The 15048-nt window shown below is 52.9% G+C and carries 8 protein-coding genes; 3 read left to right on the forward strand and 5 right to left on the reverse strand.

Annotation, left to right across the window (positions count from 1 at the left end; translation table 11 throughout):
- The first annotated feature begins 104 nt into the window (after positions 1–104).
- The 3 genes from EZV72_RS12740 (at position 105) to EZV72_RS12750 (ending at position 6180) form a co-directional block, all read left to right on the forward strand.
- Positions 105–1883, forward strand: coding sequence for an ABC transporter transmembrane domain-containing protein (locus EZV72_RS12740; protein ID WP_408640846.1), 1779 nt, complete (start codon positions 105–107; stop codon positions 1881–1883).
- A 140-nt stretch (positions 1884–2023) separates the two neighbouring features.
- Positions 2024–3073 (forward strand): efflux RND transporter periplasmic adaptor subunit, encoded by a 1050-nt coding sequence (locus EZV72_RS12745; RefSeq protein WP_137167588.1) that lies wholly within the window; start codon positions 2024–2026, stop codon positions 3071–3073.
- Complete coding sequence (locus tag EZV72_RS12750) at positions 3073–6180, forward strand: efflux RND transporter permease subunit (protein ID WP_137167589.1); 3108 nt, start codon at positions 3073–3075, stop codon at positions 6178–6180. Before EZV72_RS12745 ends, EZV72_RS12750 begins: the two co-directional genes overlap by 1 nt.
- Positions 6181–6245: 65 nt before the next feature.
- Here EZV72_RS12750 and EZV72_RS12755 read toward each other — a convergent pair whose 3' ends face one another.
- The 5 genes from EZV72_RS12755 to EZV72_RS12775 form a co-directional block, all read right to left on the reverse strand.
- Complete coding sequence (locus EZV72_RS12755) at positions 6246–6653, reverse strand: TerB family tellurite resistance protein (protein ID WP_137167590.1); 408 nt, start codon at positions 6651–6653, stop codon at positions 6246–6248.
- A 442-nt stretch (positions 6654–7095) separates the two neighbouring features.
- A complete protein-coding gene (locus EZV72_RS12760) occupies positions 7096–8316 on the reverse strand; it encodes a phosphoenolpyruvate carboxylase (RefSeq protein ID WP_137167591.1) in 1221 nt (406 codons plus the stop codon).
- Positions 8313–8948, reverse strand: coding sequence for a condensin complex protein MksE (locus EZV72_RS12765; RefSeq protein ID WP_137167592.1), 636 nt, complete (start codon positions 8946–8948; stop codon positions 8313–8315). The genes EZV72_RS12760 and EZV72_RS12765 overlap by 4 nt, the downstream gene beginning before the upstream one ends.
- On the reverse strand, positions 8945–12631 hold the full coding sequence (locus tag EZV72_RS12770) for an ATP-binding protein (protein WP_137167593.1): 3687 nt from the start codon (positions 12629–12631) through the stop codon (positions 8945–8947). The genes EZV72_RS12765 and EZV72_RS12770 overlap by 4 nt, the downstream gene beginning before the upstream one ends.
- 247 nt (positions 12632–12878) lie before the next feature.
- Positions 12879–14945 carry a YncE family protein gene (locus tag EZV72_RS12775; protein ID WP_137167594.1) on the reverse strand — a complete coding sequence of 689 codons (2067 nt, stop codon included), beginning with the start codon at positions 14943–14945 and terminating at the stop codon, positions 12879–12881.
- Positions 14946–15048: the final 103 nt, after the last annotated feature.

Consider the following 15048-nt stretch of genomic DNA (forward strand, 5'->3'; position numbering starts at 1 on the left):
TCAATATTTACTCAACCTGCATTAAACCGATTTGTTGCTCTGTCTGGCTGATAAACAGGAGCAATCTGGCAAAATGCTACGTACACTGTTTTCATTATGCTGATATTTTGCTGCGAGGTATTCCCCTGTCATCTTCAACCGGCTTAGAAAAAGTAACTACAAAAGAGGCGCTTGGCTGGCTTGGCCGACATCTGTTGCCCTATCGCTGGCGAGTGGCCGGCGCGGTAGTCGCCTTGTTTGTTGCCTCAGGGGCCTGGCTGGCTCTTGGCCAGGGTGTTAAATTTGCGATTGATGAAGGCTTTATCGGTGATCATGCCGGTATACTTAACCAAGCTGCCATCGGCGTGCTGGTTATCTGCATTATTGCCAGCGCGGCCACCTATTGCCGCTTTTATCTGATGACCTGGCTGGGCGAACGAATCAGCGCGGATATCCGTACCTCGGTGTATGACCACCTGCTGACGTTGTCACCAGCCTTTTTTGCCCGAATCAGAACCGGTGAGGTAATTTCCCGGTTCACCAGCGACACAACCGTATTGCAGACTGTAGTGGGTATGAGCCTGTCTATGGCCCTGCGCTCAGCAGTGACCTTTGCCGGAGCCCTGATTCTGATGGGCACGACTTCGCCCCTGCTCACGGTGTGTGTGCTGCTGGCAGTACCGGCGGTACTCATCCCCATTCGTCTGCTCGCTCCTCAGGTACGATTTTATGCTCGTCAGAGCCAGGACAAAATCGCGGATCTGGGAGCCCATATCGACCAGACATTACATGAAATAAACACGGTACAGGCGTTTAATGCCCAGCACAGTGAGAGCCGGCAGTTTACTCATCGTGTGGATGATGCGTTCAATGTTGCTCGCCGGCGTATTCATTACCGCTCGTTGCTGATCGGTCTGATCATGGTACTGAGCCTGTCTGCTATTTTGCTGATTGCCTGGATTGGTGCCCGTCAGGTATTTAGCGGTGAAATTTCTGCCGGTGAACTGTCTGCCTTTCTGTTTTATGCGGTGATGGCCGGTGGCAGCGTGGCAACCATCAGTGAGGTGATTGGTGAGGTTCAGCGCGGCGTGGGCGCATCCGAGCGGTTACTGGAGCTGCTGGCCACTCCCTCAGATATAAAAAGTGGCTCACAGTCCCTGCCCTGCTCAGGTCAGGCTCCAGCCATTCATATTCAAAATATTCGCTTTGCCTATCCTGATACTCCCCCCTTATTTGATAACTTCAGCCTGCGCATTGATGCGGCAGAAAAAGTCGCCCTGGTGGGTGCCAGTGGCGCCGGTAAAACCACACTTTTTCAACTATTGCTGCGTTTTTACGATACCCAGCAGGGCGATATACTGCTTAACGAGACTCCGGTTAAGCAACTGCAACTGGATGCCCTGCGCTCCCATATTGCCATTGTCACGCAGGAGTCAGTCGTGTTTGCCACCAGCGTGATGGAAAATATTCGCTATGGTCGTGAAAAGGCCACTGATGAGGAGGTTATTCAGGCAGCCAAAGCCGCCTTTGCTCATGAGTTTATTGAACAGCTGGAAAACGGCTATCACACCGAATTAGGTGAGCGCGGTGTTCGTTTATCTGGCGGGCAGCGTCAGCGTATTGCCATTGCCCGGGCCATTCTGGCTGACCGGCCGGTCTTGCTGCTCGATGAAGCCACCAGCGCACTGGATGCCCGCTCTGAAAAGATGGTGCAGCAGGCACTCAGTCATCTGATGGAAGGCCGCACCACGATTGTTATTGCCCATCGCCTGGCCACCGTGCAGCACGCAGACCGCATTATTGTGCTGGATAAAGGCCAGATCGTGGCGCAGGGAAATCATGACGCGCTGATGAAAAGCGATACGGTGTACAGAGAATACGCTGAGTTACAATTGCTAAGCTAGCGACCTTGTGGTGCTATTACCTTTAGTTGCAATAACGTTAATAACAAGCAACCTTCGAACCTGTTAGTCGCAAGAACCGTTAAATAAAAAAGCGAACACGCAGCTTTGTTCGAACGCAACGCTTAGACAATGGAATCAAGATGTTGAATAAAAACAACCGAACAGGTGCATGGCTCGCCATGTGCCTGACGTTATCGAGCCTGCCATTTACCACGCAGGCCCAGTACTTTGGCGACCAGCAGGCCAAGCTGGTAGTGCTGGAAAAAATTCGTTTTCAGAATGAAATCCGCAATGTAGAAGCGGTGGGAACCGCCGAAGCAGTGCGCTCTGTAACGCTTTATCCGGCGGTGGCCGATGAAGTGGTAGAAATCAATTTTGTCCCCGGCCAGTATGTGGAAGCCGGACGTGTGCTGGTAAGACTGGATGATCGCCGTCAGCAAGTCGCAGTGCGCCGGGCGCGATTGCAACTGGAAGATGCCAGCCGGACTTTTGAGCGGTTAAAAGAAAGCCATGACCGGGGGGCGGTGCCGCAAAGCGAAGTGGACCTGGCGCAAACAGAACGGGATCTGGCAGCGGTGGCCCTTGATGAAATGCAGGCGGATCTGGATGATCGTACCATCGAAGCGCCGTTTGACGGCGTTGTCGGTCTGACCGATATTGAAGTTGGCGACCGGATTACCACGCAAACCGCTATTACTACGCTGGATGACCGTAGCAAGCTGTACATTAATTTCAAAGCCCCGGAAGCGGCCTTATCGATCATGATGAGCGAGCCTCAGGTGTCATTGCAACCCTGGACTAATCGCACTGAAACGATTCCGGCCCAGATTGCCGAAGTCGACTCCCGCATCAATGAAACCGACCGGACTATGCGGGCCAGGGCGGTTCTGGATAACAGCAGCGATGCCTATCGTCCCGGCATGAGCTTTCGGGTTAACCTGTCTATTGATGGCAACCGCTTTGCCGCCATTCCCGAAGCTGCGCTTCTGTGGGGCGCTAACGGCGCCTATGTGTGGATTTCAGAAGAAGGCAAGGCGCGCCGGGTAAATGTAGAAGTACACCAGCGGCTACGTGGCACTATCCTGGTATCAGGTGATCTGGAAGAAGGCGATCTGCTGATTTCAGAAGGTGTTCAGCGCCTGCGTGATGGTCAGGATGTGACTACCGAACTGGCCAGGAGTGGCCTGTAATGAGTCAGCTTACCTCCAAGGCAGCTGATCTGCCCTCTACGGCCATTCGCCGACCGGTGCTGATTGTTGTACTTAATTTATTGATTGTTATTGCCGGTTTCGCCGCATTAAATGGTCTTGAAGTGCGCGAACTGCCCGATGTGGATACTCCAAAACTGACCCTGACCGCCGATCTGCCCGGCGCCTCACCGGAAACAGTAGATGCTGAACTGACCAGCCGGCTGGAAGGAGCAGTATCACGGGTCAGTGGCGTGAAAAACATCTCCGCCCAGAGCGAAGAAAACTCCGCCCGCATCCGGGTTGAGTTTCGGCCCGGTGTGAATATTGAAGATGCCGCTAATGAAACTCGCGAAGCGGTCAGCCAGGTGCAGGAGACTCTGCCAGACGATGTGGAAAAAGTGTCTATTGTCAGAGCCGACAGTGACGCTGAACCCGTGGTCAGCCTGGCGGTATCCTCCTCTACGCTGGATATGGAAACCCTGACCGAGCGGGTGGACACTGATTTGGCCCCCATGTTTTTAAGCATTCCTGGTGTGGCAGATGTCGTACTGGATGGCAATCGGGAACGAACCTTACGGGTTTCGGTTGACCCACTGCGGCTGACCAGTTTTGGTTTATCCATGACCGATGTGGCAAATGCACTTGCGCTGGCCCCGTTTGATGTCCCCACCGGCAGTATCCAGTCAGAAGATCAGTCACTGATTGTGCGCGCCGATGCCACCTCAGTCACCGCCGAAGATGTCGCGTCCATCACACTGAATGGCGATATCAGGATTGGTGATGTTGCCAGTGTGTATTTCGGACCGGCAGATACGACCAGCATGGTACGCTTAAACGGTAAGCCAGTCATCGGGCTGGGCGTCCTGCGTCAGGCCAGTTCCAACACCATCGAGATTTCTGATGAGATAAAAGCGATGGTTGAAAGCCTGGATAAGCGCTTTAACGACATGGAAATTGTCATTACGTCCGATGACGCCGAATTTATCCGGGACTCAGTCAAAGAAGTGGTGCAATCGCTGAGTCTGACCGTGATTCTGGTGGTATTTACTCTACTGGTATTTATCGGCTCATGGCGTGCCACTGTGGTACCTGCCCTGTCGATTCCGGTGTCACTGGCCGGTGCTCTGGCGGTAATCTGGGCACTGGGCTTTTCGGTCAATATTCTGACCTTGCTGGCACTGGTGCTGGCCACCGGCATGATTGTCGATGATGCGATTGTAGTGTCTGAAAATATTCAGCGCCGGCGTAGCCTGGGCCTGGGGGCCCGCGCAGCCGCTGTGGTGGGAACCCGTGAAGTATTTTTTGCCGTGGTTGCCACGACCGCTGTACTGGCCTCGGTATTTATTCCCATTGCCTTTTTACCCTCGACTGCCGGTAAGCTGTTTCGCGAGTTTGGTGGAGTCCTGGCCGGCGCCGTGATCATTTCTTCTTTTGTGGCGCTGTCGCTGGTCCCTGCCCTGACAGCGCGACTGCCGGTCAAAAAGAACAAGCAGCCAGGCGTCATCGGCCAGACATTTGGCAATATTGGCCATGCCTGCCTGAGCTTTTATCAACGTACGCTAGTGTGGTCATTAAAGCACGGCTGGCTGATTGTTGGTGCCAGTATTCTGGCCGCGGCCGGTGCCTGGTTCACGGCGAAAAATATTCAAAGTGAATTATTGCCCAGCGAAGATCGCGGCACCATCAAGATTTTTGCCCGTGGTCCGGATGGCGCCGGTATGAACTTTATGAACCGCCAGGCTGAAAAAATGGAAGAGGTTTTGATGCCCTATGTAGACAATGGCACCGTCGATTCGGTGTACACCATTGTTGGTTCATGGGACCCCAATATAGTGTTTATCACTGCGCCATTGAAGCACTGGGATGAACGGGATAAATCACTGCAGGATATTGTCAGCGATATTCGCCCCGGCCTGTCATCTATTCCCGGCGCACCGGCCACGCCCTTTGGCGGTAACAGTCTGGATTTACGTGGCCAGGGCGGCGGCATTGAAATTGCGCTGACCGGCGACAGCTACGAGCGTATCTATGACGCTGCGCAGGATTTGTCTGCACGAATTCAGGACGTGGCACCAGAGCTTGGCACCCCCCGTATCAGCTATGAGCCAACCCAGCCCCAGATGCGGGTCAATATTGACCGGCGCCGGGCAGATGAACTAGGTGTACCACTTAGCGATATTGCCAGTACCCTGCGCGCTGCCGTTAATGGTGATGATATTGCAGATCTGAATATTGGCGATCGCTCCGTGCCAATTATGCTGCAATCCAGAGAGCGCAACACAGGCGACCCGGCCGACTTGACCAACCTGTATGTAAAGTCTGTATCAGGCAGTCTGGTGCCCCTGTCGAGCGTGGCTTACATCACCGAAGAAGGGGTGGCTGCTGAGCTTGAGCGTCAGGCCCAGCGCCGGGCCATTGAACTGGAAATGGAGCTGCCTGAAGATGTGCCGCTGGACGAAGCCGTGGAAAAAATCCGGGCCCTGCAAGACACTCTGCCTGACGGTATTGGGATGATTTTCCTGGGTGAAGCCCAGGCCTACGAGGAAACCTCGCAGCAAGTTGCGCTGACTTATGTGCTGGCCTTTGTGATTGTATTACTGGTACTGGCAGCGCAGTTTGAGAGTGTGAACAGCGCGGTGGTGGTTATGCTGACAGTCCCTTTTGGTATTGCCGCAGCTATTTATGCACTGTTTTTAACCAATACCACCATCAATGTGTATTCACAGATTGGCCTGGTCATGCTGATCGGTCTGCTGGCCAAAAATGCTATTTTGCTGATTGAGTTTGCCGACCAGTTACGCGATCGCGGATACTCGGTATACGATGCCATTGTGGAAGCCGGCCGGGTACGTTTACGGCCCATTATGATGACGCTGGTATCCACAATACTGGGTGGGCTGCCATTGATTCTGTCAGCCGGTGCCGGAGCTGAGGCACGGAATGCCATAGGCTGGGTAGTGTTTGGCGGGCTGGGCATTGCCGTTGTCTTTACCCTGTATCTGACTCCGGTTCTGTACCTGGCGATGGCCCGATTTACCAATCCGCGAGCCGATGAAAGTCAGCGACTTGAAAACGAGCTCGATGATGCCAGGCAGCAGGCATTGTAGCTAAAAAAACAAAACCCGCTTTGCCACACAAAGCGGGTTTTTTAATCCGGTGTACACCCTGCGCATTAATTCAGTTTTTGTGCTTCCACGGGCTTGTCTTTGCCTACCAGCGCCCGGGCCAGCATTTTGTGGCTTAGCAACGACAGTATTTCTGTTTCTTCTTCACTGCGCTCACCGTCAACCCCGGTGATCTGCATAGCCACTTCCATCGCTTTATCAGCATCAAATACCAAATCATCTTTAAACGAACGCAGATACTTTACGCTATCACCAACATCAATGGCCTTTCGGGTTTGATATATCACGTCGTTAAAAAAGGCTTCGCGACAAATAGGACTCTGCCAGTCCAGGGAAGCAACAACCTCGTCGAGATAATCCTGTTCTGTCAATGTGACTTTTTTGTCGATTTGTACCAGTAGTACTGACAGGCGAATCAGCGCCTGATTGAACGCTTGTTGGTTGGATAACTGCATAAAACTCTCCATTCGCGCTTTTTTATTGATGCGAAAATTTGTAGGGTGTCCTGCCCCATTGTGATGGGCTGTAAGTCTCTCAGTCCACGATGACAAACGTGTTACGCCCGGCGGTTTAACCCGGTTCACGTAGCCTGTGGCGTTTGCCTGATTCGTGTTCATCAAACGTTACAACCATCGAACTTACCTACTACATAACTTGCACTATGCCAGAGAAATTCTCATGGGCATTGTTACAATTTTGTTAAAATCAAAGTGTAGCAAACACTGTGAAAATGTCCAGTTAACCGCCAGTTTATCTATCCGGCTGATGTGTTAAAAACTAGAAAGAAGAAAGGGGGATTCATTCGTCAAAAAAGAGAAGTCTGCAACGAGTGCATCGAAGTCACACTGAGATGACAAAAAAAGCCGGCTTCGCGCCGGCTTCACAAGACCTGCCCGGCTAGCGTAAGCCCAGGGTTATATCGTTGATATAAAAATTACCGGTGAATATTTTGTCTGGCTGACCGGTAGGATCCAGCGCAAAAAACTGTTTGTCTGTTTCATCAAGCGCCTGATAGCCACCAATCACCTGATAAATCCATACCTCAGGATCAAAGTCCAGCGCCTCTTTTGCGTAGTATTCCAGGGCGGAGCACGGCTGCCCTGAGTCAATCACATCTACAAAATATGACTCTACCGCCTGCTGAATAGGATCCCGGGTTAGTGCGACCGATTCCTGCTCACTGACATCAATATCGCGGGTCGGACGGCTTTCCTCCTTCACGGCTTTACTGCGGTGAATATCAGTCAGCGATGCCACCAGCGTATGATAATCCTGTTCGTGCTGAACATTATTCACATCCACAAATGCAGGCTGCAACATTGAGGCGGACTGATTAAATAATACCGGTACCTGCGACAGATTGGGATAATTGGCCGGCGTAAAATCCGGATGCTGCTCCATGTGCAGCAAAAAGCCTTTCAGTAACCGGGTCCGCCCCTGAAACTCTCTGAAGCGGCCTAACAGGTCAAGCAGCCGGGCCTGGGCGACCGATAGCTCCTGGGCAGCACGGGCAAAACTTTGCTGTAATGCCACCACCAGCAGATGACGTAATTCCCGGTTGCTCCCAGCGATTTCACTTAGCTCATCAAAGCGAAAGCACTCCAGCTGATACAGCAGTTCAGAGACCTGGCTCTGCGCCAGTTCATTTTCACGGATTTTCGCATCTACCGACGACACATAACCAAATTCGTTATTTATCCGGGAAAACATCACCCGCACACTGTTTGCCAGCGACTCGGTCAGCTGATAAACATGCTCGGTCAAATCGCTCATATGCGCATGCGCTTCGCTGAAACGATTGTAATGCAGGGCTTCTTTGTAATGCTCTGCCAGCGTTTTGAGGGTCGCCAGCGCGGTGCCGATATTGGCATTGATATTCCGGTTACGCTCATCCTGCAGGCTGCCCTCAAGCAGTGTACGTACCGCCGCTTTTAACCGTAGCGGGCTGGTTGGATCCGGACGCCACAACACGCCCAGCTGCACCAGCTGGTCGAGTATTTTACGGCTGTAGGCAGCCTCATCCACATGACCGTTGACGTAGGCCTGCATGATAAGCTCACTGTGACGCCCCAGCGCATTGAGCAGGCGACTACCGGCCTGAATCAACGCCTGACTCATAACAGGCTCCCCTGACTGATAGCGGCATCAGCCTGCTCGGCCAGCGACAGTGACTCGGTTTCATCGATAAACTTAATCACCTCATACAGGTGCTCAATTTTCCCTGTTGCCAGGTAAATTTGCTTTTCAGTGTTAGGGCGAACCAAATAGCCCAAATCAGTCAAACGCTTAAATACCTGCTTAAGCTGACCGTCCAGATTCACGCTGGTGGAGTTAAACATCCGGTAGCGGGATATTTTTTCCAGCTGCTCTGCATAGGCTGGCGTATCTTCAATCACCGACTGCAACTCGCTCAAACGAATAGCCGTGCCCATGGTGACCGGCACATCTGACTCACTGGCCTGCTGCACAAGCACCAGCCATTCCACCAGCGGAATAAGGTTTGACGCCGTGTCCTGGAACTGGCTTTGCAGTACCTTGCGCTCATTTTCACCAAGTGTCATGTACGCGGCGAAAAACACTTCGCCGTCTGCTGCGCTGGCCAGGGTACGGTTAAGCAGATTCAGGTGCGGCTCAAGCTTACCTGCGTTGTCCCGCGATTTTAAAAAGCGCCAGGCTTCTTCATCTGTGATCTGACAAATGAACTTACCTTCCAGTAGCTGGCTTAGAATTCGACCGGGTTCTGTCATCATGCTGAAGCGTCCTCCTGACTACGACGGGCTTTAAGTTTATCGGCGATAATACTGGCTTTAGGCTGAACCACCTGAAGTTTGCGGGTAACCTTATCAATCAGGTACCGGTTTTCAAATAAGGTCAGCACATCTGATTCCGGGTTCGGGAAGGCCCCGACCACACTGATATTATTGTTCTGGCACGCATCAAAAATTTTCTTCACGTTACTTTGGTGTAGTGTGCCCAGCTCATCAATGGGCCAGTGCACGGTCGCCTCGGCATCGCCACGCAGTAAGCGGGTAAATGCCAGTAAGAACTTACACAAAATCAGATAGGCCATACCGTGACTGGATGACTCGTTGAGCTGACGGTCGGTACGGATAATCAGATCGCTGTTCCCCTCGCGCAGATGCAGTTCGATATCCAGCAGTTTGCTGATGCCACCGGACAGCGCCGCTCGCCCTAAAATATCCAGTACCCGGCGCATGCTCTGACCATACTCTTCATCCGGCAGACTGGTCGCGCCCTCGCCCATCCATTCATCATAATAAGCCCGGAACTGCTCTAGCTCAGGCCAGAATTCCAGCTCACTGATACGCGAGCGAATCTTTACTGCGGAGTCTGATACGCCGTCCAAAAACAGCTCGCCATCCACCTCCTGAGTGATTCGGCGGCTCTGGCTGACAATGCGCTTATCAATATCTGCCAGAACATAATAGTACTGGGTCAGGTCTGCACCAAAGATACGGCCCTGCTCTTTCAGGCCCTGAAGTTTTTGCGGCACAATCACGTTAAGCAGCTGAGCCAGGTGAGTGACCATCCGGCGGTGATCAACACCCTTTACGCCGTGCGCGTTGGTGGTAGCGCACTCTTCACGGGCTCTTTCCCAGGTGTCGGACAACCCGGTGCCCGCCTGCGCGGCAATCAGCTGGTCAAACCGCTCCACATACGCTTTGACATCGCCCAGCAGGTTTTCCCGCTCCTGCAGCAGGCTTTGAGCCTGAGACAGACGCTGGTTAATGCTGACCTCATCATGTTTAAGCTCGTCTGGCTCACCGGCCTGGGGCAAGGCGATTTTAAACAGGTTTTTACTTAGCGTAGTGACCTGCTCAAGCTGCTCGCTGGCCACCTTTAAGTTATGCTCAATGACCTGTTGCTGCTCTTTTAGCTGATCGCGCACCTCGCGATAACGAACTTGCTCTGCAGCCAGGCTTCGCTCGGCGTCTGACAGCAGCTTACGTGCCTTGGTCAGAGCATTTTGCCAGGTCACTTTATGACCATTGAACACCGTTTGATACCAGCGTTCATAATCGGCCACCTTGTGGCGCTGGGCATCTGTGCGGTGAATATCGTCTTTTAACTTTTTAATGCGCTTTTTCAGCTGCCCGATTTCATCAACATCCACGCCCCGGTTATTCAGCTCATTTTCCAGCCAGCTTTCCATTTCCCGGCGATCAGCGGCCGCCAGGTCACGGGCTTTTTTCATATCACTGTCGTACTGGGCAATCTGGCTTTCGGTATCCGCAATCAGCTGCTGCCAGTGAAAACGATGCTCGGTTTCTGCCTCACGCTGCTGATCTTTAAGCTCGCTGACATCCAGATCAAACTGGGCTTTGAGTTTCTTCTGGCTCTGCACATTGGCATCCAGCTTCTCACGGCCCGCTTTTTTGCGGTTAGACAGCGCCTGCTGATACTCGCTGAGCAGTGCATCGCGGTCCTGCTGGGCCCGTTTACGGGTCGACTCTGCACTGCGTACGGTATTGTCTTTCTGGGTCAGCGCCAGCTCGGCGTTGCGCACCTCCTCATTGGCTTTACCTAATAAGGTTTCACACTCGTTTTGCTGCTCCAGCGCCTGTTCCAGGCGTCCCTGGGCATCGGCCAGACGCTGTTTCAGGGCTTGTTCGTCATGGGCATAGTCTGGTGTATCAAGCACCTCTGTGGCCAGACTGACGCCAAACAGGGTAGCCGAATCACCGGCGGCCTGCGGTGCCAAATCAGCTCTTTCCAGCAGTTCGGGGCGCACTACTTTACCCAGTGTCTGCTCCCAGCCTTCAACATTTTTGCGTAAAAACTCCAGCAGCGAGCCTTCACCGGGATACAGCAACTGATTAATTTTCTCTACCGCCTGCTCTTCACGGCGGTATTGCTGACGGGCTTTGTCCAGCTGCGCTGATGCCTGCTGGCGCGCCTGCTGAGCCTGACTGTGTGTTGATTGTGCATGACGATACTCGCTGCGCGCGGTATCTTCATTAACGGTGGCTTCTTTGATGGACGCGTCCATCAAATCAATCTGCGACTGCTCAAACTCATTGTAACCGGCATTATTGACGCCGGCTTTCAGCTCCGCCTCGGTGACTTTCAGATCACTGAGACGATTGTGATAGTCTGTGCTTAAACTCTGCTGCTGGGTAGCATAATCTTCTTTTATACGATGCAGGGCGTCTTTTTCCTGCTGCTGCTGTTCAGCGCGCTTTTCTGCCGCGCCCTGACGCACACCCGATAACTCCTCAAGCGTTGCGGATAACCGCTCGCCCAGCTCGGCAATACGTTTTGAATAAGCAGATTCGATATCCTGGTGTTTTTCGGTCAGCAAGGCATAGCGGCCGGAAATGGTTTCCAGCTCATTTTGCCACTGCGGCATGTTGGCCACATCTTCTTTGAGCTGCTCTATATCCTCTTTTTGCCAGGCATCGTATTCGCGCTCAACACCTTCAAGTTCTGTGGTGTACTTTTCTACATCGGCGCGGCCGGAAGAGACGCTCTGGTTCAGCTCATCACGTTTTTCGTGCCACAGATTATCATTCTGCTTACGCTGGAATTCATTATCATCTTTGGCGGTCTGGGTTTGTTCTGCTCGGGCGGCCAGCTGCGCTTTATCCAGCTCAAAGGCCTGCTTGAGCACGGCCAGCGACTTTTCGGTTTCACTGAGCGCCAGATCGGCCTGCTCCAGCTTGGTAAATTCAGGACGAATCCGGTCAAACTGCTTAATTAGATGACATTCACGAATCCAGTCATCAACCCGGTTTCGGCTCAGATTAGACGTCGGCGGCTGTACCCCGTCCTCTTCCAAAATAGCGGCAATCATGGCTTTGATAGTTTCCATTTTGCCTTCTTTTGAATGCACCGCTTTGGCCAGTTTTTCCATGTGCCGGATATGCGTACCCGCAGCGCACAAACTGAAGATACGGGCATAGCCCAGCAGTTCCCGGGCATTACTGCTTTGGTTCAGCACGCCCTGATCGTTTTGCAAAATGGCACGAAAATCTTTGGTATTAAGCTGGCTGGTCACCAGAATATTATTGCGCTTCATGGCCCGCGCAAGCTCCGCGCTGCCAATGCTGGCGTGTTTTCCGTTATTTTGCCTGAACAGATAATCATCAATATCAAAGGCTTTGCCAATGAACCGGTAATTAACACCTGAGCCACTGGAGGTCAGTACCACCTGACACAGATCGCCTTCAGCGCGGGTATATTCGTAAATGATAAAGCTGGAGGTACGGGGCAAATACCAGCGTTCAAAGCTGTCCCGGGTGGCCGGTACAACACGGCTGGGATATTCACCGTAAAAGACCGGGATTAACCGTTGTAATGTTGTTTTACCCGACGCATTGGTACCACAGATATTGGTATGTCCGTCAAGCTTCAGCTCAACCACACCCGGCAGGTGAGTATCGATAAGAATAATTCGTTTTAAGCCAGCCATAATATTCCTTGTTCTTCCCTGCCTAAAGACAGGTGGCGATATGCGCGCAACAACAGAATACTGCCGTCACACTCGCCAGTGGTTAGCGCATTGCGGGGCAGTTTATTATGATTCAGCGGGTTTGCACAGGTGCACGAAGAATTTGCCTGTTAACAAACCGCCTGTACGGCTAAATTTCGAGCAGAAACAAAAACAAAGCACATCAGCAGGCCGGTGCGGATGAGGCGCCGCTGATGTGCTTGTCAGGCTAGTAAACGGGCAGTACTGCCACTGATTCAGGAGCCGTGAAGCTAACACTGAAATCTGCGGCTACATCGCCAGAAGCACGGTTTACAATATTGTCAAAACGCATGACCACGTTGTTGGACTTCTCGGCTACATACACATGACCATTACTGACCATCACATCAACCGGGTTACCCAGCTGACTGAGCGGACCGGCAATCGATACACTGATATCGGTCAGACCGTCAGCCATTGCCGCACCGGGAATGACATACAGTTTACCGTCAGTGGCATCAGCTGCACTGCCAACATCAGATAAAATCAGGGAATTGCTCTGTCCGTCATAGTCTATCCCATGAATATTGGTGGGAGCAGTCACTGCGGTACCGTTGATGGCAGGAACAATCAGGCGGTCCTCGCCGGCCAGTTCGGTCTGTCCTGCCATCAGTTTACGGCTTACCTCATCGAACACCGCCACCGTACCATTGGTCAGCGCCACATACGCGGTATCAGAGACGCTGTCATAGTCCACATCCCAGGGCCGGGCGTCGTTATCAGCCACCAGCGTCATCAGCGGCGCCACATCACCCGATGCACATCCTGAAAATACCCGTACAGCCGGGGTAGTCTCGTTAAAGTCTGCGACCATGACCACATTCATTTGTGAATTCACATCCAGCCCCTTTGGTGAAACGAGCCCGGTACTTTCACCGGAAATCACCGTGTCCATCGACATGCTGTAGGCTCCGTCATCACGCATGCTGGCAAGACGGTTGACCACCATTACCCCGCCGCCGGTATCACTGCTAAATGTGATAAAGCCGTCACCATTAGTCATGTAGGCAGCACTTTCAATAGCCATGGTACTGTCAAACTCAGCCAGTTCACTACCCAGCGTGGCGCTGAACTGACTGACCTGACCGGTGGTATCACCCTGCGCAGCCGGGTTACTCGATACACTGATGCCAGCTAACGCCATCACTGCCAGTGCATTATCTGAGGCATCTGTCATCATCGGCATTGCGCTTAGCTCAGCCACCGACTCAGGCTTAACCGAGGGAGTTGACAGATCCGGGCGCACATCCCCGTCCGGGCCACTAAAAATGTTGTTGAATACTAAAATGGCATCATTGGATTTTTCAGCCACGCGCAGCGTGCTGCCGGTCAGGGTGATATCAACCGGATTACCCAGCATCGTTGCCGGTCCGCCAATAACCCGGCTCACCGTAGTGGCCCCATCAGCCGTGGCCGCCTGGTCGATAACAAACAGCTGCCCATCATCAGCCACCGCTGCATCACCCACATCCGATAACACCAGACGGTTTAAACGAGGTTCATACACAATACCGTGCAGGTTCACCGATAACGGATTACCCTGCGCATCCGCCGGCACAATACTGCGCATGACCGATGGTGCAAAGTCCGAACCGGCTACGTCATCATAGACCGCGACCGAGCCGTCGGTCAGCGCTACAAACAACCGATCAGCGCTTTCATCATATGCCAGATCCCAGGGCTTGGCAGGCAAATCAATTTCCGCCACCGGCGCGACGTCTCCGGCAGCCTGGCCGCCAAACACAGACACCCGCATGCCGTTAAAATCTGCCACCATAATAAGACCGGCCGCATCAGCAAACGCAATTCCCTTAGGGTTAGTCAGACCGGTATTGGAGCCACTGATTTGTTTATCGCGCCCGGTGGTAAAAGCGGCGCCCTGGCGACTGTCAACCTGACAAACAGTTCGCAATATCCCTTCGTCGGCATCGCCCGCCTGAATTAACCGGCCAGATGACGTTAGCACCAGTCCCTCGTTGGCACCGGTGTCAAAACGGCTTAGCTGCGCCGCATTCTGATCTACCGTAGAGACCGTCCCGCGGTTGTCATCACCGTTATTGGCAATAAGAAAGCGCCCGACTGGCAGGCCTGCGGCACCATCGCTGCCATCTGCGCCGGGAGCACCGTCAGCACCATCCGCACCGTTCATTCCATCCTGCCCGTCATCACCGTCGCAGCCGGCCAGCAGTGCACTGATGGTAGCCGCCAGTACCATCAAAGAAAGCGTCTTGCCAGTGTGGGTTGTTATTGTCATCGTCATATCTCCGTTAAGTAAGGTTTGGCACATGCCGGACGCGCATGCTTCCCTCGCGCCCATACAGTAAACGTTACTCGCCGGTTGGATTAACAGATGCAAA

The sequence above is a fragment of the Salinimonas lutimaris genome (genome assembly GCF_005222225.1).
GTDB lineage: Bacteria > Pseudomonadota > Gammaproteobacteria > Enterobacterales > Alteromonadaceae > Alteromonas > Alteromonas lutimaris.

Bases quoted from the DNA above. Each gene is read 5' to 3' on its own strand.
- EZV72_RS12745 (WP_137167588.1), top strand. From the start codon at position 2,024: ATGTTGAATAAAAACAACCGAACAGGTGCATGGCTCGCCATGTGCCTG.
- EZV72_RS12750 (WP_137167589.1), top strand. From the start codon at position 3,073: ATGAGTCAGCTTACCTCCAAGGCAGCTGATCTGCCCTCTACGGCCATT.
- EZV72_RS12755 (WP_137167590.1), bottom strand. From the start codon at position 6,653: ATGCAGTTATCCAACCAACAAGCGTTCAATCAGGCGCTGATTCGCCTG.
- EZV72_RS12760 (WP_137167591.1), bottom strand. From the start codon at position 8,316: ATGAGTCAGGCGTTGATTCAGGCCGGTAGTCGCCTGCTCAATGCGCTG.
- EZV72_RS12765 (WP_137167592.1), bottom strand. From the start codon at position 8,948: ATGATGACAGAACCCGGTCGAATTCTAAGCCAGCTACTGGAAGGTAAG.
- EZV72_RS12770 (WP_137167593.1), bottom strand. From the start codon at position 12,631: ATGGCTGGCTTAAAACGAATTATTCTTATCGATACTCACCTGCCGGGT.
- EZV72_RS12775 (WP_137167594.1), bottom strand. From the start codon at position 14,945: ATGACAATAACAACCCACACTGGCAAGACGCTTTCTTTGATGGTACTG.